General features: G+C 62.8%; 23 protein-coding genes. 11 read left to right on the top strand and 12 right to left on the bottom strand.

From position 1 onward, the window contains the following. Positions 1 to 28 precede the first annotated feature (28 nt). Both AC0NID_RS19920 and AC0NID_RS19915 read right to left on the bottom strand, forming a co-directional pair. Positions 29 to 520: a (2Fe-2S)-binding protein gene (locus AC0NID_RS19920; protein ID WP_473456656.1), complete on the bottom strand. Its 492-nt coding sequence runs from the start codon at positions 518 to 520 to the stop codon at positions 29 to 31. A 256-nt stretch (positions 521 to 776) separates the two neighbouring features. Continuing rightward, positions 777 to 1,208 carry a DUF6841 family protein gene (locus AC0NID_RS19915; protein WP_473456655.1) on the bottom strand — a complete coding sequence of 144 codons (432 nt, stop codon included), beginning with the start codon at positions 1,206 to 1,208 and terminating at the stop codon, positions 777 to 779. A gap of 235 nt (positions 1,209 to 1,443) precedes the next feature. Between AC0NID_RS19915 and AC0NID_RS19910 the strand changes: the two genes are divergently transcribed. The 3 genes from AC0NID_RS19910 to AC0NID_RS19900 all read left to right on the top strand — a co-directional run bounded on the left by AC0NID_RS19910 (position 1,444) and on the right by AC0NID_RS19900 (position 4,416). Beyond that, the gene (locus AC0NID_RS19910; protein ID WP_473522312.1) at positions 1,444 to 2,580 is read left to right on the top strand and encodes an FIST N-terminal domain-containing protein; all 1,137 of its coding nucleotides are present in this window, start codon (positions 1,444 to 1,446) and stop codon (positions 2,578 to 2,580) included. Between the two features lie 9 nt (positions 2,581 to 2,589). After that, a complete protein-coding gene (locus AC0NID_RS19905; RefSeq protein WP_473456653.1) occupies positions 2,590 to 3,930 on the top strand; it encodes an ATP-binding response regulator in 1,341 nt (446 codons plus the stop codon). Positions 3,931 to 4,197: 267 nt separating this feature from the next. Beyond that, the gene (locus AC0NID_RS19900) at positions 4,198 to 4,416 is read left to right on the top strand and encodes a hypothetical protein (RefSeq protein WP_474033318.1); all 219 of its coding nucleotides are present in this window, start codon (positions 4,198 to 4,200) and stop codon (positions 4,414 to 4,416) included. Here AC0NID_RS19900 and AC0NID_RS19895 read toward each other — a convergent pair whose 3' ends face one another. Continuing rightward, positions 4,417 to 5,100 (bottom strand): response regulator, encoded by a 684-nt coding sequence (locus tag AC0NID_RS19895; protein ID WP_473456652.1) that lies wholly within the window; start codon positions 5,098 to 5,100, stop codon positions 4,417 to 4,419. It abuts the gene before it with no gap. Positions 5,101 to 5,243: 143 nt separating this feature from the next. On the opposite strand from AC0NID_RS19895, the gene maiA reads away from it, so the two are divergent. Then, positions 5,244 to 5,894, top strand: a complete 651-nt coding sequence (maiA, locus tag AC0NID_RS19890) for a maleylacetoacetate isomerase (protein ID WP_473456651.1) — start codon at positions 5,244 to 5,246, stop codon at positions 5,892 to 5,894. A 177-nt stretch (positions 5,895 to 6,071) separates the two neighbouring features. Continuing rightward, positions 6,072 to 7,112, top strand: coding sequence for a zinc-dependent alcohol dehydrogenase family protein (locus AC0NID_RS19885; RefSeq protein ID WP_473456650.1), 1,041 nt, complete (start codon positions 6,072 to 6,074; stop codon positions 7,110 to 7,112). Between the two features lie 52 nt (positions 7,113 to 7,164). Here the strand turns inward: AC0NID_RS19885 and AC0NID_RS19880 are convergent, their stop codons facing one another. Further along, entirely contained in the window at positions 7,165 to 8,028 is an 864-nt protein-coding gene (locus tag AC0NID_RS19880) for a DMT family transporter (RefSeq protein WP_473456649.1), read from the bottom strand. 106 nt (positions 8,029 to 8,134) lie between these two features. Between AC0NID_RS19880 and AC0NID_RS19875 the strand changes: the two genes are divergently transcribed. Then, a complete protein-coding gene (locus AC0NID_RS19875; protein ID WP_473456648.1) occupies positions 8,135 to 9,538 on the top strand; it encodes an aminotransferase-like domain-containing protein in 1,404 nt (467 codons plus the stop codon). Positions 9,539 to 9,565: 27 nt separating this feature from the next. On the opposite strand, the gene AC0NID_RS19870 is transcribed toward AC0NID_RS19875, so the two are convergent. The 3 genes from AC0NID_RS19870 to AC0NID_RS19860 form a co-directional block, all read right to left on the bottom strand. Next, positions 9,566 to 10,063 (bottom strand): MaoC family dehydratase, encoded by a 498-nt coding sequence (locus AC0NID_RS19870; RefSeq protein WP_473456647.1) that lies wholly within the window; start codon positions 10,061 to 10,063, stop codon positions 9,566 to 9,568. A 222-nt stretch (positions 10,064 to 10,285) separates the two neighbouring features. Next, positions 10,286 to 10,714, bottom strand: a complete 429-nt coding sequence (locus AC0NID_RS19865) for a phasin family protein (RefSeq protein ID WP_473456646.1) — start codon at positions 10,712 to 10,714, stop codon at positions 10,286 to 10,288. 95 nt (positions 10,715 to 10,809) lie between these two features. Further along, complete coding sequence (locus AC0NID_RS19860) at positions 10,810 to 12,105, bottom strand: DUF445 domain-containing protein (RefSeq protein WP_473456645.1); 1,296 nt, start codon at positions 12,103 to 12,105, stop codon at positions 10,810 to 10,812. A 209-nt stretch (positions 12,106 to 12,314) separates the two neighbouring features. Between AC0NID_RS19860 and rirA the strand changes: the two genes are divergently transcribed. Next, complete coding sequence (gene rirA, locus AC0NID_RS19855) at positions 12,315 to 12,776, top strand: iron-responsive transcriptional regulator RirA (RefSeq protein ID WP_473456644.1); 462 nt, start codon at positions 12,315 to 12,317, stop codon at positions 12,774 to 12,776. Between the two features lie 13 nt (positions 12,777 to 12,789). Here the strand turns inward: rirA and AC0NID_RS19850 are convergent, their stop codons facing one another. The 5 genes from AC0NID_RS19850 to hemP are packed head-to-tail and all read right to left on the bottom strand — an operon-like array spanning position 12,790 to position 16,932. After that, positions 12,790 to 13,578, bottom strand: a complete 789-nt coding sequence (locus tag AC0NID_RS19850; protein ID WP_473456643.1) for a heme ABC transporter ATP-binding protein — start codon at positions 13,576 to 13,578, stop codon at positions 12,790 to 12,792. A gap of 28 nt (positions 13,579 to 13,606) precedes the next feature. Then, positions 13,607 to 14,710 carry a FecCD family ABC transporter permease gene (locus AC0NID_RS19845; RefSeq protein ID WP_473456642.1) on the bottom strand — a complete coding sequence of 368 codons (1,104 nt, stop codon included), beginning with the start codon at positions 14,708 to 14,710 and terminating at the stop codon, positions 13,607 to 13,609. A gap of 10 nt (positions 14,711 to 14,720) precedes the next feature. Further along, positions 14,721 to 15,629, bottom strand: coding sequence for a heme/hemin ABC transporter substrate-binding protein (locus AC0NID_RS19840; protein WP_473456641.1), 909 nt, complete (start codon positions 15,627 to 15,629; stop codon positions 14,721 to 14,723). Between the two features lie 11 nt (positions 15,630 to 15,640). Continuing rightward, on the bottom strand, positions 15,641 to 16,714 hold the full coding sequence (locus AC0NID_RS19835; RefSeq protein WP_473456639.1) for a hemin-degrading factor: 1,074 nt from the start codon (positions 16,712 to 16,714) through the stop codon (positions 15,641 to 15,643). 11 nt (positions 16,715 to 16,725) lie between these two features. Next, the gene (hemP, locus tag AC0NID_RS19830) at positions 16,726 to 16,932 is read right to left on the bottom strand and encodes a hemin uptake protein HemP (protein WP_292157314.1); all 207 of its coding nucleotides are present in this window, start codon (positions 16,930 to 16,932) and stop codon (positions 16,726 to 16,728) included. 208 nt (positions 16,933 to 17,140) lie between these two features. On the opposite strand from hemP, the gene AC0NID_RS19825 reads away from it, so the two are divergent. The 4 genes from AC0NID_RS19825 (at position 17,141) to hmuQ (ending at position 21,336) form a co-directional block, all read left to right on the top strand. Beyond that, positions 17,141 to 19,390 carry a TonB-dependent hemoglobin/transferrin/lactoferrin family receptor gene (locus AC0NID_RS19825; protein WP_473456638.1) on the top strand — a complete coding sequence of 750 codons (2,250 nt, stop codon included), beginning with the start codon at positions 17,141 to 17,143 and terminating at the stop codon, positions 19,388 to 19,390. A gap of 5 nt (positions 19,391 to 19,395) precedes the next feature. Next, positions 19,396 to 19,839, top strand: a complete 444-nt coding sequence (locus AC0NID_RS19820) for a hypothetical protein (protein WP_473456637.1) — start codon at positions 19,396 to 19,398, stop codon at positions 19,837 to 19,839. Positions 19,840 to 19,846: 7 nt separating this feature from the next. Next, the gene (tolA, locus tag AC0NID_RS19815) at positions 19,847 to 20,953 is read left to right on the top strand and encodes a cell envelope integrity protein TolA (protein WP_473456636.1); all 1,107 of its coding nucleotides are present in this window, start codon (positions 19,847 to 19,849) and stop codon (positions 20,951 to 20,953) included. Between the two features lie 68 nt (positions 20,954 to 21,021). After that, a complete protein-coding gene (hmuQ, locus tag AC0NID_RS19810) occupies positions 21,022 to 21,336 on the top strand; it encodes a heme-degrading protein HmuQ (RefSeq protein WP_473456635.1) in 315 nt (104 codons plus the stop codon). Positions 21,337 to 21,357 lie beyond the last annotated feature (21 nt).

Genomic DNA, 21,357 nt, shown 5'->3' with positions numbered 1-21,357 from the left:
ACCCGCTACTCACTACTCACTCTGTTCCTCACGCCGCCCGCCTGGCCTTGCCCTTGGCCATCGTCTTCGATGCGGCGAGGATCGCTTTCACGATGTTGTGGTAACCGGTGCAGCGACAGATGTTGCCTTCGAGTTCGGCGCGCACCGTGGCCTCGTCGAGGCCTTCGGGGTGGCGGGCGATCATGTCCGTCGCCGCCATGATCATGCCCGGCGTGCAGAACCCGCACTGCAGCCCGTGATGCTCCTTGAACGCCGCCTGTACCGGATGCAGGTCGGCGCCCTCCGCCAGCCCTTCGATCGTCACGACGCTCGACCCGGAAGCCTGCACCGCAAGCATCGTGCAGGATTTGACCGCCTTGCCGTCGACATGGACCACACAGGCCCCGCATTGCGAGGTGTCGCAGCCGACATGCGTCCCGGTCAGGCCGAGATTCTCCCTCAAGAAATGAACCAGAAGCGTACGGTCTTCGGCCGCGCCGCTGACTCGTCTTCCGTTCACCGTCAACGATATATCCGACATAAAACCTCCCTGGGTGCTAACCTTGGTCGTTTGGCGTCGGTGGTGCCCGAGCCCTCAGTCTGTCCGCCATTCTTATACTGCATTATGCACGGGAAAAAGTGCCGCGAAATGCCGGGATTGCGAGAATGCAGTTCGTCCCAGAATCCGCATATTGTACTTTCGGTCACGCAAAGACAGCGAAAACGGCACGATGAAGCGAGAGCTTCGATCGCCGTGCGAATGCCGCCTTCCGGCCATGAGCGGCTGCGAGCCGATCTCAGCCGATGCCGTGTTTCCTGAGAACCTCCTGCTCATCGCCTGACACCCAGCCAAATATCTTGGGCTCTCCGCCCAGCTTCTGCACGAGGTAGTGGACGTCGAAATCTATCGTAACGTCCGTCCGGCCTTGACGGGCATAGGTCGCGGTCCAGGCGATATGGGCAATGCAATGGTGCTCGTCTATCGGCGAGATCCGAACATCCCGCTTCCGCATCGCCTTCGTGCCGATCGCCCGATAATGAGCATAGCCTTGTTCCATGGCCTGCTTGAGCTGGTCGTCGTTGTTCCCGACCATGACGCCGGCAGGCGACGCCGCGATGAAGGCGGAGGCATAGACCGATGCGACCTCATCCATGTCGGCATCGCCGGCGAGGGACTTCTGGAAAAGCTGCTCATACCTTTCGAACAGCTTCCGGACCTGTGCTTCCACGGATCAGCTCCCTTCCAGTGTAGTTCGGGGTTGAAGTTTCCGAGCGCCGATGCCGTCAGAATAGCAGAAACTTCAAATCCATCATGTTGGCTCATTGCCAAACCAGCACTTGAAGACAACAATGACGTCGACGCCGGCGCGCCGAGGAGCACAAAAAAGAGCCGCGCACAAAAGAGCGTCGGAGGAATGGAGGAGGAAGCCGCTGGCCAGTTCACGGACGCGCTATGCATGCGGCCTGTCGGTGCTCACCACGGATGAGCCCGACGCCGATGCGTTCACCCGGGCGATCGCGACCGAAGCCGCGGCCATTGATGCCGGCTTCGCCCTGCTCTTTTTCTCCCAGAGCCTCGTCGATGCGGCGGCCCTGTCGAACGCGCTGAAGATCAATGCGCCGGCACTTGCCTATGCCGGCTGCTCCACCGCCGGCGAAATCACGCCGCGCGGTCTGGAGGAAGGCCAGATCCTGGCCTTGCTGCTTCCGTCGGCGTCGTTTTCGGTCGCAAGCACCATGGTCGACAATCTCTCTTCGTCGGGCATGGACAGGATCACCGATGAAGTCGGGGCGCTGCGGCGCTCGCTGCAGGGCCGCGTCGGGTACGAACGGACCAACACCACCTTCGCGCTCTGCTTCATCGACGGGCTGTCCTATGCCGAGGAAGCGGTGACCTCGGCCATCCATTGGGGCCTCGACGACATTCCTCTGATCGGCGGATCGGCCGGAGACGATCTGAAGTTCGAGACGACGCGGCTGATCTCGAACGGCAGGGTTACCTCCGACAGTGCCATCATCGTGCTGATCACCACGGAAATTCCCTTCCACGTGTTCAAGACCGACAATTTCGTTCCCACCGACCAGAAGCTGGTGGTGACGGCGTCCGATCCCGATCACCGCACCGTGCGCGAATTCAACGCCACCAATGCCGCGGAGGAATATGCCGCCTCGGTCGGCGTCATCCCGCAGATGCTGACGCCGCTGAGTTTTGCCTCGCACCCGGTGGTGGTGAAAGTGGGCGGCGAGTTTTACTGCCGCTCGATCCAGAAGATGCACGCGGACGGCTCGCTGTCGTTCTTCTGCGCCATCGACGATGGCGTCGTCCTTTCCATCGCCCAGCCCAAGGGCATGGTTGAATCGACACGTGCCGCCCTTAGGGATGTCGAGGACAGGCTTGGCGGCATCGACATGATCCTCGGCTTCGACTGCGTGCTGCGCCGGCTCGACGCGCGCAACCGGCAGGTCTTTCGAGAGATTTCGGAACTCTACAAGGTCAACAACGTCATCGGCTTCGGCACCTATGGCGAACAGTACCGGTCGATGCATCTGAACCAGACTTTTACCGGCATCGCCTTCGGAGAGCGGCAGGCGGCGGAGTAGGAGGTTCTCATGCCGCTCAAGGACATCAACGATCTGGAGAAGCTGAAGAAGATCAACGCGGCCCTTGTCAGCCGCGTCGAGCGCTCGATGGACCAGCAGGGCAACGCGTTCTCGCTGTTCCAGACCGCAATTTCGCTCGAGAATCGAGTGCGCACGCGCACCGAGGAACTGCACTCGACACTGCGTAGATTGGAACAATCCAACATCGATTTGAGCGCGGCCAAGGAAAACGCCGAGTTGGCGAACCTGTCCAAGACCAGGTTCCTGGCAGCTGCCAGCCACGACGTGCTGCAGCCGCTCAACGCAGCACACCTCTCGGTCTCGGCGCTGGCCGAAGTGCAGACCAGCGACGAAGGCAAGAAGCTGGTCCGGCAGGTCGAGCGGTCGCTGGAGACGATGGAGGATCTGCTCCGCACCCTGCTCGACATTTCCAAGCTCGACGCCGGCGTCGTGCAGCCCGACATCGGCGACGTCAGCCTGGAGACGCTGTTTTCGTCGCTGCGTTCGGACTTTCAGCCGGTCGCGAAGATGAAGGGCCTGACGCTGAAATTCCGGCCGGTCAACGCCGTCGTGCGCTCCGACCGCACCTTGCTGCGCCGCATCCTGCAGAACATCCTTTCCAACGCGCTGCGCTACACCCGCTCCGGCGGCGTGCTGGTCGGCACCAGGCATCGCGGCGACACGATCCGCATCGATGTCGCCGATACCGGCTGCGGCATTCCCGACGACCAGCGCGAGGCGGTGTTCGAGGAATTCCACCGCGGCACGATCTCGTCCGATGCCGGGCTTGCTGGCGGCGGGCTGGGCCTGGGCCTGGCCATCGTGCGCCGCATCGCCGCCGCACTCGGCCATCCCGTGACGTTTTCGTCAAAGGTCGGACACGGCACGATCTTCCATATCGACGTTCCGGTCGGGATCGGCGCCACGGCCGACGTCATCGCCAACGCCGCCGAGATGGAGCGGCCGCGCGGCTACGGTCTGTTCGGCACAAAGGTGCTGCTGGTCGAGAACGACATCGAGGTGCTGCAGGCGATGACCTTCCTGCTCGAGCGCTGGCAATGCCTGGTGCGCCCCGCCACCTCGACCGGTGATGCGCTCGACATGCTTGGCGATACGGACTGGGTGCCGGACATCGTCATAGCCGACCAGCATCTCGACGGCGGCGATCTCGGCACCACGACCATCGCCGAGGTCCGCGATTGTCTCGGCCGCGCCGTACCGGCGCTGATCGTCACCGCCGACGGTTCGGAAACCGTTGCCATAGCTGCCCGCACGGCCGGCATCGAGCTGATGCGCAAGCCGCTGAAACCGGCACAACTTCGCGCGTTGCTGGCGCATTTGCTGGCTTAGAGAGCGGCTGTTTTTCCATTGGCGTATAGAAGTGGTCACCGAGGTGAGTCCAACGACGGGGATCTAAGGCCGATGTAGCCGCACCGGGAGTGAAGATGACAAGGATCACAGCGTTTCTATCCGTGACGTCAAGGACGCCAGCCCCACACGAGATATCTGACCTCTTGGAAATTGACGCCGATAAGGAAGTCGTGAAAGGCAGTCGGAGGACACCTGCCAAGGCGTGGCCGTCATGGCTGGAATATCAGCTGCAGATTCGAAGAGTACGTGAACCTCGATATCGCTATTCGCGAGCTGGCTTTGCGGCTTGGCGAAAAAATAGAAAATTTGTTCCGGCTACGCCATCACGAGCATCTGAATAAGATATCCGTGAAGATCGCAATTGCCCCGGAAAACGAGCATGTCCCCTTGTTTTTCTCCGATGAGACGATTGCCTTTCTAGGCAAAATTGGGGCTTCACTCGACATTGAATATTTTCCCGAATAGTCAAAGCCCCGCCTGACCGCGAAACAGATCGGCACTGTCGAGCTTCGAAACCTCGATGACGGCTTGCGTCCGGCTGTAGACGTTGAGCTTGCGCAGGATTTCGGAAACATGCGCCTTGACGGTGGTTTCGCCGACCTGCAGTTCATAGGCGATCTGCTTGTTGAGAAGGCCCTGGCGCAGCATCTGCAGCACCCGCAATTGCTGCGGCGTCAGTTTGGCAAGACGCTGCACCATCTCGGCGCGGTCGGTGCTCTCGACGTCCGGCGGCTGGCCTTCATAGGTTTCGGGCACGTAGATCGCGCCTTCCATGACCGAGCGGATGGCAGCGGCCAGATCGCTCTTGCGCGCCGATTTCGGGATGAAACCGGCAGCGCCATAGGACAGCGCCTCGGAAATGATCTTGGGCTCCTCATGCCCCGAAACAATGACCACCGGCAGGCGCGGGTAGCGGGTCCGAAGTTGCAGCAGCCCGTCGAAGCCATGCACATCAGGCATGCTGAGGTCGAGCAGCGCGAGATCGAACGGCTTGGCATCCGCCAGAAGCTCGAATGCCTCGGTGATCGAACGCGCCTCGACGGTGTCGACGTCCGGGTAGGCCATTTGCACGGCGCTGTGCAGCGCCTCGCGAAACAGCGGGTGGTCGTCGATGATCAGAAACCGGGCGCTATCGTTGACTGCGGTCATGGCGTTCGTTTCATTTCAGGCAGGATAGAATAGCCCAGTGACCATGGCCAGATTATTGGCAAATAGTACATCGCCATCCCCGGCCGAAGGAATTCCGACCATCATGCCTTGCCCGGTCGTCCAAATCGGCCGAATGTGCCGCGATGAGCGACATCGTCCTCCACAACTACTACCGCTCCTCAACCTCCTACCGGGTGCGGATCGCGCTGGAGATGAAGGCCCTGACCTACCAATACGTGCCGCATCATCTGCGCCTTGGCGAGCATCTGGAGCCTGCCTATCTCGCGGTCAACCCACAGGGACTCGTGCCGGCGCTGATCCTGGGCGACGGCACGCTGCTGACCCAATCGCTGGCAATCATCGAATTTCTGGACGAGACCAGGCCCGAACCGCCGCTGCTGCCGAAGGACGCGCTTGGCCGGGCCCGCGTCAGGATGCTGGCCCAGATGATCGCCTGCGACATCCATCCGGTGAACAATCTGCGCGTGCTGACCTCGCTGCGCACGCTGTTCGGCGCCGGCGACGAGGATGTCGCCAACTGGTTCCGGCACTGGGTGAACGAAGGTTTCCAGCCGCTTGAAAAGATTCTGGCTTCGTCGTCCGAAACCGGGACATTCTGCCATGGCGACGCGCCGGGGCTTGCCGACATCTGCCTGGTCGCACAGGTTACCAGCAATGCCCGTTTCGGCGTCGACATGACGCCCTACCCGACGATCATCCGCATCCACACCGCCTGCATGGCGCTGCCGGCCTTCCAAAAGGCCGCACCCGGGAACCAGATCGATGCCGAATAGAGCAAGTTGGACTAGGGTATGTTGAGGTTCAGGTCAGGCCGCGCCGAGAATGGTAGTTTCCGAGAACCGGAGCGCAGCGTACTTTTGGGTACGTGAGCACCGGAAGCGCAGGAAACTGCCGTTCGCAGGCCGGCATCACCTGAATATCAACACAGCCTAAAGCATGAGGAACTGCCAATGAGAGCCGTCGTCTTCGAAAAATTCGGTGAAACGCCGACGATCCAGACCGTGCCCGACCCGGAGCCGGCTCCGGAGGGCGTCGTCATCAAGGTCGAGGCGACCGGTCTCTGCCGCAGCGACTGGCATGGCTGGATGGGGCACGACGACAGCATCCGCCTGCCGCATGTGCCGGGTCACGAGCTGGCCGGCGTCGTGGTGGCAGCCGGCAAGCAGGTGACCCGCTGGAAGGCCGGCGAGCGCGTCACCGTGCCGTTCGCGGTCGGCTGCGGCCGTTGCTTCGAATGCAGCTCGGGCAACCACCAGGTCTGTGAGCACCAGACCCAGCCCGGCTTCACCGCCTGGGGCTCGTTCGCCGAATATGTCGCGATCGACCATGCCGACACCAACCTGGTCCGCTTGCCCGACGAGATGGAATTCGCCACCGCCGCCAGCCTCGGCTGCCGCTTCGTCACCTCGTTCCGCGCCATTGTCGACCAGGGCCGGGTGACGCCCGGCGAATGGGTGGCCGTGCATGGCTGCGGCGGCGTCGGCCTGTCGGCGATCATGATCGCCAGCGCCATGGGCGCCAACGTGATTGCCATCGACCTGACCGACGAGAAGCTGGACTTCGCCAGCAAGATCGGCGCCGTGGCGACGATCAACGCCGCGAAGACGCCGAACGTGGTCAAGGCGGTCAAGCAGATCACCAATGGTGGCGCGCATATGTCGATGGACGCGCTCGGCCATCCGACCACCTCGTTCAACTCCATCGCCAACCTGCGCCGGCGCGGCCGCCATGTGCAGGTCGGCCTGATGCTGGGCGATCACGCCAGGCCGCAGGTGCCGATGGACAAGGTGATCGCCTTCGAGCTCGAAATCCGCGGCAGCCACGGCATGCAGGCCTACCGCTACCAGGCGATGATGGAGATGATCCGCACCGGCAAGCTCAAGCCCGAACTGCTGGTCGGCAAGCGGATCAGCCTCGACGAGGCGCCCGCGGCCTTGATGGCGATGGGCGGCTTCGAAGGCATCGGCATCGGCGTGGTGACCAAGTTCTAGTGGTGCGGCTCTTCCTTCTCCCACAAGGGGCGAAGGAAGCAGGGGCTGGCGCCTATCTCGCATATCTCTTCGCACCGACGACGCAAAGCACCACGGCGGCGGTGACGGCGATCATGGCCGGGCTGACCTGCTCGTGCAGCAGCGTTGCCGCCAGCCCAAGGCCGAAGAAAGGCTGAAGGAGCTGCAACTGCCCGACCGCGGCGATGCCGCCCTGCGCCAGCCCGCGATACCAGAACACAAAGCCGATCAGCATGCTGAACAGCGAGACGTAGGCCAGGCCGATCCAGGCGTTGGAACCAACACCCGCAAACGAATTCGGCATGGTGATAAGCGTCAGAGCCAGCATGATCGGCAGCGACAACACCAGCGCCCAAGAGATCACCTGCCAGCCGCCGAGTTTGCGGGACAGTTTGGCTCCTTCCGCATAGCCCAGTCCGCACGCGATGATTGCGGCCAGCATCAGCATGTCGCCAAGCGGTGAGGCCGTCACGCCTTGCGTCATCGCAAAACCGGCAACAAGGGCGCTGCCAAGGCATGAAAACAGCCAGAAAGCCGGTTTGGGGCGATCGCCGCCGCGAATGACGCCGAAGATCGCGGTCGCCAGCGGCAACAGGCCGATGAAGATGATGGAATGGGCCGAAGTGACGTGCTTGAGCGCCAGCGCGGTCAGCAGCGGAAAGCCGACCACGACGCCGAGCGCCACGATGGCCAGCGAGAACAGATCCTGCCGCTCCGGACGCTTCTCGCGGAAAATGAGCAGGAGCGCGAGGCCGAGTAGGCCTGCCGTGGCAGCACGGGCGACGGTCAAGAAGGTCGGATCGAAATCCATTACCGCCACGCGCGTTGCCGGAAGCGATCCGCTGAAAATCAGGACGCCTACGAATCCGTTGATCCAACCACCCGCCGTCTTGTCCATCGCACGCTCCTGATGCTTTCGCCCTCTATCGGGCCGGACGTATGGCGCCGCCAGAGACAATGAGGTACAGTTCGACAAAACTGTCATGGTATTTTGAGCAGTACGGATGGACGAGCAGACGACGGTAAGCGAGGGCAGCGGGACGCTTGTCGAAAGCGTCATGGCGGCGATCAGGCACAGGATCGCCGCGCGCAGCCTGACACCGGGAACACGCCTGCCTTCGATCCGGGCCTTTGCCAAGCTCATGCGGGTTTCCAAATCCACCGTGGTCGAAGCCTATGAGCGTCTTGCGGCGGAGGGCATGATCCGCTCGCGTCCAGGTTCGGGTTTTTATGCCGCCGGGCCGCTGGCTCCCTTGTCCCTGGCCGAGATCGGCCCCAGGCTTGACCGTACTGTCGATCCGCTCTGGGTTTCGCGCCAGTCGCTGGAAGCCGGCGACGGCGTGCTCAAACCCGGCTGCGGCTGGCTGCCTGCCTCGTGGATGCCGGAGGCCGGATTGCGCCGGGCACTGCGCGCAATGGCACGCGGCGGTGACGTCGCGCTGACGGATTACGGCACCCCTCTCGGGCTGCCGCCGCTGCGTCACCTGCTCGCACGGCGCATGGCAGAGCACGGCATCGAGGCGTCTCCCGACCAGATCATGCTGACGGAATCGGGCACCCAGGCCATCGACCTGCTGTGCCGGTTCCTGCTCGAGCCGGGCGACACGGTGCTGGTGGACGATCCCTGCTATTTCAACTTCCATGCGCTGCTGCGCGCCCACCGGGCCAAGGTGGTCGGCGTTCCCTATACGCCCTCGGGGCCGGATATCGAGCTGTTTGCGCAGGCGCTGGCCGAGCACCGGCCGCGCCTCTACATCACCAATTCCGCGCTTCACAATCCAACGGGTGCAATTCTGTCGCCGGTCGTCGCCCATCGATTGCTCAAGCTCGCCGATCGCTCCGATCTGACGATCATCGAGGACGATATCTTCGCCGACTTCGAACACACGCCGGCGCCCAGGCTGGCGGCGTTCGACGGCCTTGGTCGCGTCGTCCATATCGGCAGCTTTTCCAAGACGCTTTCGGCGTCGGTGCGCTGCGGCTTCATCGCGGCGCCGCGCGACTGGATGGACAGACTGACCGACCTCAAGATCGCGACATCCTTTGGCGGCGGGCGGCTTGCCTCCGAACTGGTGCTGGCGCTGCTGAAGGACGGCAGCTATCGCAAGCACATGGATTTGCTGCGCACGCGGCTTTCACGCGCCATGGTCGAGACAAACACCCGCCTGAAGGCGATCGGCATCACGCCGTGGATCGACCAGCCGGCCGGCATGTTCTTGTGGTGCAGGCTGCCGGAAGGCGTGGATGCGGCTGAAATAGCTCGCCGCGCCTTGTCGGCCAATGTCGTGCTGGCGCCCGGCAATGCGTTCAGCCTGTCGCAAACAGCAAACCGTTTCCTGCGCTTCAACGTCGCGCAATCGTCAGACGAGAGGATTTTCAGGACGCTCGAAGAGGCGATGCCGCGTTGAAAAGTGCAGGCCTTGGCGCTTCGCCCCTCAGGCTCTGCCCCGCTTGCGCCGTTCGTAAAGCATGACAAGCGTTTCGGCCGTCAGCGCCGGCTTCCGCTCACCTTCGATCTCGACGGTGTTGGCGGCCTTCATCAGATACTGGCCGGCGCCTTTGTCCTCCATGGACAGAAGCGCGATGCGAAGCCTGATGCGCGCGCCGGCCCTGACCGGCACCAGGAACCGGACTTTGTCGAAACCATAGTTGAACACGGCTTGCGTGTTTTCGGGCACGATTCCCATGTCGAGCGCCAGCGCGCCGATGATCGACAGCGTCAGATAGCCATGCGCGATGGTGGTGCGGAACGGGCTTTGCTGCTTCGCCCGCTCTGGATCGACATGGATCCATTGGCGGTCGCCCGTGCATTCGGCAAACTGATCGATGCGGCCCTGGTCGACCGTCGTCCAGTCCGACACGCCAAGCTCCCGCCCCGTCATTGCCCTGAGCTGCTCGTAGGTCGGCGGCGTCCTCAGCCGTGTTTGCGTCATTCCTGCTTTCCCGATCGCTTGCCCCGTCTCCGGACCACGAACCGGCCGCCTCTGTCAATTCGCTCCGCGAGATCACGCCGCGTCAATGCCTGTGTCCAGTGGAAACAGATTTACCAGGATCAGGAGAAACTTTGTGCGCCTCGCCGAAGCGAGGCGCAACAATACGGCTTTCAGGAGCCGGATAGACGGAAGAAAAGTCCAATGCTTTTATTTGGGAACAGCTTACTTTTTGTCGTAGCCGGTGCGGATTTCCTCCATGGCCTCCTTGATGCGGGCGCGCAGGATCTCGACCGATTCGGTGCCGGATTTCCTGGCCAACTCGGCAACCTCGCCGGCATTCTTCAATGCGGTCTCGAAGGATTTCCTGGCAAACGCCGCTTGCTTGGCCATCAAGTCCCGAGGATCGCCCGGCGCCCTGTAGCCCTGCGCCATGTCGGCGATTTCGTGCAGCGTGTCCTGCAGCATCTCGCGTTGTCTGGAGAATAGCGACGACGCCCCGGCGGCACTTGCCCTGGCCGATTTTTCCAGTGCTTCGAGGTTCTTGCGATGATGGTTGAGGATCGCCTCGACATCGACTTTCGGCAGCTTCAGATCGCGGCCGAACCTGCCGAACATGTCCATGAAGGAGTCGGAATCCGGTTGCTTTGCCATGGTGGTTCTCCCCTGTTGCCGCGAATGCGGTGACCGAAAGGGAGAATAGAGCACTGGAGCTTCGCGGTCCATTCGCACGCGCAATGCGCCGCGCCTCAGCCGACGAGGAACAGCCGTTCCACGATATGGAGCAAGACGCCGGCAAGACCGCCGATGACCATGCCGTTGAAGCGGATATATTGCAGGTCCCTGCCGATGTTCATCTCGATCAGCCTGGTGAGCTGGGCAAGATCCCAGCGCTTGACCTGATCGGCGATGAATTTCGACACGCCGCTCTTCTGGGTTTCGACGAAGGAAGCCAGCGCCACGACGAAACCCTGGTTCATGTCCGCCCTGATCTGCGCATCACCGGCAAGATGACGGCCGACCTCGACGAACATGTTGGCGAGATGGGCGCGGATCATCGAATTCGGCGCCTTGGCGTCCTGCTCGATGAACAGGCTGAGGCTTTCCCACATGTCGCCGGCCAGCGCCTTCAGCTCCGGCCGGGCGAGGAAATCGCGCTTCAGCTTCTCGGCGCGCCTGGCGTATTGCTTGGACGTCCTCAGCCGCTCGACGAAGGTCAGGACAAAACGGTCGAACTCGGCGCGCATCGGGTGATCGGGATCGGCCCTCACCTCGTCGAGCAGCGAGCCGGCGGAGGCGACGATCTTCTTCAAAAGATAGGCGTCGGCGCGGAACAGGTTGAACAGCGACGGCAGTTCCTCGCGGATCTTCTCGCGCATCGTCGCCAACGCCTGCTCGTCGCTCAGGAAGCGGCCGACGACCTTGGTGAATTCGTCGAACAGTCTTTGGTGGCGGCGGTCGTCGGTCAGGGCCGACAGCAGTTCGGCGGCGAGCGGCGCCAGCGGCACCTTTTCGATCTGCTCCAGCATGCGGCTGGTGACGAAACCGCGCAGGCCGGACTGCTCGACGGCCGCCAGCGTCTGCGGCACCAGCCGGCCAACGAAATGCGACAGATCGCCAGCGCGGTTGGGGTCGGCCAGCCAGTCCGCGACGAGCGCGGAAAAGTCGACCTCGGCGAGCTTTTCGCGCACCGGCTCCGGCGCCAGAAAATTGACCTCGATGAAGCGGCCGAGATTGTCGGCGATGCGATTCTGGTTCTCGGGAATGATGGCGGTGTGCGGGATCGGCAGGCCGAGCGGCCGTCTGAACAGCGCCACCACCGCATACCAGTCGGCCAGCCCGCCGATCGTCGCGGCCTCGGCGAAAGCGGCGACGAACCCCAGCCACGCATGCTGCCCTTCGAACGACTTGGCCACCGCAAAGATGAGGACGCAAAGCGCGAGCGCTGCGGCGGCGGCGAACTTGGTGCGCCGAAGCGCCGAAAGCTTGGCGTCCGCGTCGGCGTCGAACCGGGCGGATGCCGAAGTCGGTGCTGATTGTGACATGGATGCTCCTGGGACGAACTGCTCGTGTCGATCTCGCCGACTTAATCTAGTGATGCGCCCACCCGAATGCCCGCCAGACCGGGGTCATGCTTTTGCACGAACGCGCATACAAACTTGACAAATAAATTCACCTATTATGCGGTGGTTGTCTGGAATTATTCCAAGGTATAGGCCATATTAGGCTTGAGCTAATGCTTCGTGAGGACAAAATGCGGCTGACACGCCAGACCAACTACGCCATGCGCATCCTGATGTATTGCGCCGCGAATAACGATCGGCTGAGCCGGATTCCCGAGATCGCTGCCGCCTACTCGGTGTCCGAACTTTTTCTTTTCAAGATCCTGCAGCCTTTGGTCGAGCATGGTCTGGTCGAGACGGTGCGCGGCAGGAACGGCGGCGTCAGGCTCGGCCGCCCGGCCGAATCCATCACCCTGTTCGACGTCGTGCGCGTGACCGAAGAGAGCTTTGCCATGGCCGAATGCTTCGAGAACGATGCCGCCGAATGTCCGCTGGTCGACAGCTGCGCACTGAATTCGGCGCTGCGCGAGGCGCTCAACGCCTTCTTCGCCGTGCTCGCGCGCCATACGATCGCCGACATGGTGGCGGCACGCCCGAATGTGCGCCACCTGCTCGGCATCGACATGCTGGTACAAAGAGCACCGGCCGCCTGATTTCGATTTTTGCTTAAGCTGCTGACTGCGGCAACACGAACGGCATCTCTCCGGCCGGCAGCACGCCCACCCTGAGCCGGCAATCGAACACCTTTTCGATCAGATCGTCGCTCAGCACGTCCCGTGGTGAGCCGGTGGCGGCAAGCCGGCCGCGATGCATGACGAAAATCCGATCGGCATACATGGCCGTCAGATTGAGGTCGTGCAGGATGGCGACCACGCCGCCGCCCCGTCTGGCAAAATCGCGGGCGATGTTCATGATGATCAATTGGTGCTTGATGTCGAGGCTGGAAACCGGCTCGTCGAGAAACAGATAGCGCGGTTTGCCGTCGAGGACCGGTGCCCAGACCTGGCAGAGCACGCGGGCCAACTGCACGCGCTGCTGCTCGCCGCCCGACAGCTCCTGATAGAAACGGCCGGCAAAGCCGTCGAGATCGACACGCGCCAGCGCCCGTTCGGGCAGGCGCTCGTCCTCGCCGGGCAGCGCGCCCGAGCGCCCGCCGAGCAGGCCGAGCCTGACGATCTCGCGCACCGTGAAGGGAAAGGACAGCGTCGTCGCCTGCGGCAGCACGGCGCGCAGCATAGCTGCCTCGACCGGCTTCATCGCCGACAGGTCGCGGCCGTTGATGGTGACCTCTCCCGAATAGGCGAGGTCGCCGGACAACGCCTTGAGGAAGGTCGTCTTGCCCGAACCATTGGGGCCGACAATGGCTGCGATTTCGCCGGGCCGCATATCGAAATCGACATTGGCGACGATGCGCTTGCCGCCGATCGCCACCGACACATCCCGCGCTTCGATCATGCCCGCACGTCAATCATGGAAAGTCCTCTCACAGGTCAACAACTCCCCGCTTTCGCAGCAGGATCCAGAGGAAAAACGGCGCGCCGGCGATCGCGGTGACGATGCCAATCGGCAGCTCGGCCGGCGCCACGATGGTGCGGGCGACGGCATCGGCCAGAAGCAGCAGGCAGGCGCCGAGCAGGGCTGATGCGGGCAGCAGGTAGCGGTTGTCCGGGCCGATGGCCAGGCGCAGCAGATGCGGCACGACGATGCCGACAAAGCCGATACCGCCGCTGACGGCGACGGACGCGCCGACAGCCGCCGAAACGCCGATGATGGCCGTGTATTTCAGCCTTTGCACTGGAATGCCGAGATGGCCGGCGGTGGCTTCGCCCAGGGCCAGCGCGTTGAGTCCACGCGCCAGGAACGACATCGCCGAAAGCGCCAGCACGATGATCGGCCCGACCGAACCGATCTTCTGCCAGGTCGCGCCGGCAAGCGAGCCGAGTTGCCAGAAGGTCAGGTCGCGCAACTGCCGGTCGTCGGCCATGAAGATCAGGACGCCGGTCAGCGCTATTGCCAAGGCCGCCAACGCAATGCCGGCGAGCAGCATGGTGGCGACCGAGGTTCGGCCATGCCTGGTGGCGACCTGATAGAGCAGCAAGGTCGTGGCCAGCCCGCCGCAGAATGCCGCCAGCGGCAAGGCAAGCGTTCCCAGCATCGAAGTTACCGGCGCCAGTACCGTGGCGCCAAGCACGATGACGGCCACCGCGCCGAGGCTCGATCCAGCCGAAACGCCGATGAGACCGGGGTCCGCCAGCGGGTTTCGGAACAGCCCTTGCATGACCGCGCCGGAGACGGCAAGTGCCGCGCCAATCAGCACACCGAGGATGACGCGCGGCAGGCGGATGTCGTAGACGATCAGGCGGTCGCGGGCGCTCAGCGCCTCATTGCCGGGTGCTGCGCCCAACAGCCAGTCGCCGACGACGCTGACGGCCGAGGCATCGGATGCGCCTGATGTCAGCGACAACAGGACGGCAACGGCAAGCCCCAGGCACAAAAACAGGATGGCGATGCGGGCGCGGCCCGAACGGTCACCTTCGGATGCAGTCGCCATAATGCCCGCCGCACCTGCGATGGATTGATCGGCCATCGGCGCTCGCTCAGTCCGTGACCTGCCCGCCATAAAGCGAGACGGCCAGATCATGGATGACGTCGGCGGTGCGCGGGCCGAAGCCGAGCAGATAGCCGCCATCCATGCGGACCACCTTGCGCGCGGCGCCCGCCGGTGTCGACAGGATGGACGGGTTCGCGAACAATTCGTCATCCGATGCGGCGGGACCAGCATTGTTCATCATCAAGATCACGTCGGGCCTGGCGGTGATGACAGCCTCGTCGGACAATTGCTTGTAGCCGGAGAAGCCGTCGACCGCGTTGACGCCACCCGAAAGCTTGATGATGCCGTCGGCGGCGGTCTCGCTGCCGGAAGCGAGGATCTTGCCGCCCTGCATCGACAGCACGAACAGGACTCGCTTGCGGTCCTTGATCGAGGACGTCTGCTTTTCGGCGGCCTTCAGCTTGGCGTCGATCTCGGCCGCCAGCGCATCGGCCTTGGCGTCCGCGCCAAGCGCCTTGCCGACGATGCGGATCTTTTCGAGGATGCCTTGATGATCGTAGCGCTCGGGCACCCCGATGAACGGGATGCTCGTCTTCTTCAGCACGTCGACGGCTTCCTTCGGCCCGCTGCCGTGCAGCGCCAGGATGCCCGACGGATTGACCGACAGGACGCCTTCCGGCGACAGCTGGCGCATGTAGCCGACATCCGGCAGCTTGAGCGCCGCCTCGGGATATCGGCTGGTCGAATCGCGGGCGACCAGCCGATCCTGCTCGCCGAGCGCGAAGACGATCTCGGTGATCGAACCGCCGATGGCTGCGATCTTCGACGGATCCGCGAAGACCTCCGTCCCTTCGGCGGCGCGGGCCGGCAGCGATGCTGCGATGGCCAGGGAAAGGCCGATCGCCGGCAGAAGCGCCATTGTGAAAACACGCGCCCGTTTACGCAAAGGAGCCATTATCGTCGTCCTCAGGCTGCGGTCGGGCTTGGAATGCGCGGCAGGTTCTCTGCCAGGAACCGCCAGTCCTCGCGCTCGCTTTCACCCTCATGGCGCTTGCCGAAGAACTGGATGAACATCTTGCCGTCGGCGCCATAGGCTTCGAGCGACGTAACATGGCCGTCCTTGGTCGGTTTGCGCACGGCCCACACTTCATGAATGTGGTCGGTCCGCAGATGCAGATGGAAGGCTTCGTCCAGCACGTTGATCCATGGCCCCATCGGCTTGATCGACTTGATCGGGCCCGAATGGATCTGGATGCAGCCGCGATTGCCGACAAAGCACATGATCGGCATCTCGCCCTCGGCGGCATGGTGGAACATGGCGCTGATGGCGTCGTTGTCGAGCAGCCAGGCGTAATCCTGGCCGACCATGCGCATAGCCTGGCGGCGGTCGAGCTTCAGCGTCTTCAGCATGCCGAAGAACTGATGAACGTCGGTCAGCCGGCTCCAGCGGTCGCGCAGGTCGTCGACATTGGCGGAAGCGTCCGAAACCTCGGCCTCGTCGGCAAATCCGCGCTCCGCAACTCCTTGCGAAATCGCAACTGTCGGCTCCTGGTTCGGCGATTCGAGTTCGGCCACCAGCTTCTGATAGGCATAGAGGTTGGATGCGGGCCTGAGATGTACCTTGTGCACCGCCTCGCCTGCCGCATCGAAGAACTGCAGGCTGCGCCTGATATCGCCGCCGTCGCGTTTTTCGACGGCAAAGCCGTGCGCCCAGACTTTCGGGAAGATGCGCAGGTCGATGTTCTCGCCAAGCACCATGGCGTTGTGGTTGCCGGTGACGACCTTGTCGTAGACGCCGATCTTCTCATGCACGGCGCTTTCGTTGCGGGTCAGCGCCATGACCTCGCCGACGGCCTCGAGGCCGGTCAAAAGATCGCTGACGCGCGGCTCGACGCGGACGACGCCGTCGCCGCAATGCGCGGCGACCAGTTCAGCCTCCGAAATGCCGAGCTGGGCGGCGAGATCGCGCTCGCGCGCCTTCGGATTGTCTGCCCGCGCCCGCCGGATCTCGTGCGGAGCGGGTTTTACGCGCTGGTCCATATTCTTGATACCTACTTGTTGAGGATGAGCTTGCCCTGGCGGGTGATCTTCAGCCGGTAGAGCGCTCCGTGATGCTCGATGCCGATCTCGTGCTCGCCCTGGAACAGCGTGTTGCTGGACAGGGTCCTCACGGTCAACGGAAGCCGATCGAAACGAGCCGAATTGTCGTCGGAACGGCGGACGCGATAGCGAAAGTCACTGGGATTGTGCGTGTTCATCTGTTCGATCCCTTTCCTGGGCCGGGCTTGGTCAGCTGGCTGGGCGCTTGCGTGAAATGCCGATTCATTTCTTGACTTGAATAATCATGTTTACTAGTCAGTGCAATACCGGACTAAATGAGTCAACATTTAAGACGCCGGACACGATAAAAAATGCCAGCGAGCCTCAAGCCAGCCAGCGTCGAACCAGGATTTTTGGAGTTGGGGCATGGGGTTGGCGAATTGGGGACGGCTAGCGGACAGCAACGCGGGCCTGGCACACCGGTCTATGGCAAAGGGCCGGTCTATGGCAAAGGGAACTGCGGCATTGCTGGCGGGCGCCGCGGCGATCGTGCTGCTCAGCCCGCCGGCCAATGCTCAGTCGGCCAACGCGCAACAGGCCGCCCAACCGGCAACAGACCAGCAGGCCGCGCAGGCGCAGGCGCCTGAAGAAGCTGGGCAGGCCCAGGCAGGCGTAACGCTGCTCGACCAGATCCTGGTCATCAGCCGCACCGGCGAGACGGCGATCGAATCCCTGTCATCGACCAGTCATGTCGATCAGGAGCAGCTGGACCGGCGCATGGCGACGACGCCCAACGAGATGTTGTTGGGTGTGCCTGGAGTAGCGGTCCAGGCAGACGCGAGGCGCGTCAGTTCCTCGATCAACATCCGTGGCTTGCAGGATTTCGGCCGCGTCGCGGTGATCGTCGACGGTGCGCGCCAGAATTTCCAGCGCTCCGACCACGGCACGCAATCCACCTTCTATGTCGACCCGGAGCTCATCAAATCCGTCGACGTCATCCGCGGACCTGTCGCCAACACCTACGGTTCGGGCGCCATCGGCGGTGTTGTCTTTTTCGAGACCAAGGACGCGGACGACTATCTTCGCGACGGCGAAACCTGGGCGGCGTCCGCGACCGGACGCTACGAGAGCAATGGCGAAGGTTGGACGACCAGCGCCGCCGGCGCCTACCGGTTCAACGAAAACTGGGATGTGCTGGGCAACATCGTCTATCGCGACTACGACGACTACAAGGATGGCGGCGGCGATATGGTGAACGGCAGCGGCTTCGACGTCTTGAGCGGCCTTCTCAAGACAACCATCCGCCCCAGCGAAAACAGCGAACTAAAGCTGGGCTGGAACGGCACGAGCGACGGGTGGAACGAGGTCAGCGGCGGCACGCCGGTGAATGACGTCGACCTGGAGGCGAATACCTTCACCGCCCGCTACAACATCACCGATGAAGACAAGAGCTGGCTCGATCTCCATATCAACGCCTCCTACAACAAGACCAAGCTGGACATGACAAGCCTTGTCCCGCAGAACCGGTTTGATCCCGTCACCGGTCTCCCTATCGTCCTGCCGGCAGGTTCGATGTCGACTTTCGATATCGGCACCTCGGGCATCGACATCTGGAACACCTCGCGCTTCGAGACCGCCGGCATCGCGCACGAACTGACCTACGGCGGCGACTGGGTCGGCGACGACGTCGAGACGGGTGGCGCCGCGGGCGGCGACAGTTTCTACACCCCTTCGGGCAAGCGAAACGTTTCCGGCGCCTACGTACAGGATAAGCTCACCTGGGACTGGCTCGAGGTAATCGCCGGCCTGCGCTATGACAGCTACAAGCTCGAAAGCGATGTCGGCGAAACCTCCGGCGACCGGCTGTCGCCGCGCATCACCGTCGGCGTCTCGCCGTTCGAAACCGCCAGCCTTTCGGGGCTGCAATTCTACGGCACGTATGCGGAGGGATATCGCTCGCCGTCGCTATCGGAAACCCTCATCAGCGGCAACCATCCGGCGGGCGTCACCTTCCCGTTTCTCCCCAATCCCGATCTGAAGCCTGAAACCGGCAAGACCGTCGAATTCGGCATCAACTACAAGCAGAACGACATGCTGGAGGCCGGCGACGCGTTTCGCTTCAAGGCGGCCTACTTCAACAATGACGTCGAAGACTACATCGACGGCGTCACCTTGTCAGCCTTCGACCCGACCAGCGGCTGCCCGTTCGGCCCCGGCATCCCGATCTGCTTCCAGTACCAGAACTTCGCAAAAGCCAAGATCCGCGGCTTTGAAATGGAAGGCGTCTACGACGCCGCCTGGGGTTTCGCCGGGCTTTCGGCCTCGATCATCGATGGCCACACCATCTCCTATGATGGCGAGCGGGCCGACCTCGTTACCGTTCCTTCCTCCCAGGTCACCGCGCAACTCGGCTTCCGCTTCCTGGAAGACAGACTGACCGTCGGCGGCGAGGTGCAGTACAATGGCAAGCCGAAGGGCAACGCAGTGGCCAAGGACTACACGCTGGTCAATGCCTTCGCCAGCTACCAGGCGACCGACAATCTCAAGGTCGACTTTCGCGCCGACAATCTGTTCGACGTGAAATACACCAATCCGTTGAATGCATCGGCCACGAGTGTAATTTACGAGCCCGGCGTCACGCTGAAGCTGGCGGCGACAATGCGATTTGGAGGCTGACGACAATGGCAAGCTTGACGGCATCGCTTCGCCTGCTGACCTCGATACTGGCAATGCCGCTTGTGGTGGGTCCGGCGTGGGCGCAGGAGTCCGCGCCGGTCCCTGCTCTCACACTTGAACTCAACGGCGCACAACCCTCCGAAAAGGGCTGCCGTCTGACGTTCGTGGTCAACAACGCTCTCGGCGCTGACCTCTCGAAGGCGGCGTTCGAGATCGCGCTGTTCAACGAGGCCGGCGTCGTCGACCGGCTGACCGTGCTCGACTTCAAGGCCCTGCCGGCGGGCAAGACCAAGGTGACGCGTTTCGATCTTGCCGGCACCGACTGCGCCAAGATCAGCCGCGTGCTGATCAACAGCGCGACCGAATGCGCGGGCACCGGCATCGAGCCGGACGCCTGCATGCGCGGACTGAAGACCGAGACCAAGACCGGCATCGCGTTCGGGGTCTGAGAAGACAGTGGGACTGGAGCCCGCACTCGGCCGAAACACCCTCACATGGCCGTTGGCCGGCGTCTTGCCGCCGGGGGCAAGTGATCTTGATTTGACAAGCGGGCCGCTGCAGTTTCCGTTCCGCGACATGCAGGAGATCAGCTCCATCCCAGCCATCGGCCCAGTTGCCGGCCCAAGCACCGGGGCCGAACTTGGCGCAACGCCGGTCGGGCCGCTCGCACAGGCGCGCCCGACAGGGCAAGGATGGGCCGCGGCAGTCATCGTCTCCTGCCTGGCACATGCCGCGGTCGCGGCGGTTTTTCTGATTACGCCTGCCGGGACGTTCGATCTTAGCGACAGCAACCAGATTGAAGGCGCCGACCAGTCCGGCGCTGACGTGGTCGGCAGCGCTTCGGATGGCCAATCACCGGGCGCGATGAACGTTACCTTGGTACCTGATCCTCAACCTGCCAAGCCTATAGAAAACAGGCCGCCAATCGACGCTCATCGGCCGACAAAGGAAACGACGACACAGGCTTCCATGCCTTTGTCGGAACCCATCAAGCAGCCAACGGCCGCGCCGGACATACTGGCGGCCGGCGCCCCACGCCATGATGACCAGAGTATAGTTCCGAGGAGTGAAACGCCTGCATCGTCTGCGGTTCAGTCAGAGAGCTCCAAGGCGCCTCCTGCTGTTGTTCGGCAGCCACCGATCCCGACCGCGAGGCCAAGCACGACAGCTGGACTTAGAGGATCAAGCAAAACCAACGATGCACGCGGCTTGGCAAATGGCCAAGAAACCAAGGCGGCAATTGCCAGCAAGGGCAGAAAGCAGGCCGATGCCGGCGAAGCGGCAGCGTCCCGATACAGTGGCGAGGTGGCGAGCAAGTTGGCCCGCGCCAACCGCCGTGTTTCGAAATCAGCGCAAACGAAGGCCCGCAACAATGCGATGGTGGCGTTCGTGGTGCTCGGCAACGGCAGCATCAGCGATTTGCAACTGGCCAGGAGCTCAGGCTCTCAAGAACTTGATCAATTCGCCTTGAAGCTAGTGCGCCAACAAGCCCCCTTCCCTCCGATTCCGCCCGAGATCGGCATGTCAAGCTGGCCGTTCAAAGTGCCGATCGGCCCATTCTGAGAATCTCCACTCGCCGTTTCAGCCAATCCATCAAACGTCAATCACGCTCCATCTGAGAGGAACCACCAATGTACATCGCCATGAACCGCTTCAAGGTCCAGAACGGCTCTGAAGAGGCCTTCGAGGACGTCTGGAAAAGCCGTGATTCCAGCCTTTCGGAGATGAAAGGTTTCAAGGAGTTTCATCTGCTGCGCGGTCCGGTCAACGAAGCCGAAGGCTACACGCTGTTCGCCTCGCACACCGTGTGGGCGAGCCATGAGGATTTTGTCGCTTGGACCAAATCCGAGAACTTTCGCGCGGCACACCGCAATACCGGCACCACCAAGGTGCACTATCTCGGTCATCCGCAGTTCGAGGGCTTTTCGGTCGTCGAGGGCGCGTGACATGGCCTCGCCCGGTGGCCG

It is taken from the genome of Mesorhizobium sp. WSM4821, assembly GCF_055901555.1.
Note: the sequence above shows the minus strand (reverse complement) of the source record. Positions and strands in the feature narration are given on the sequence as shown.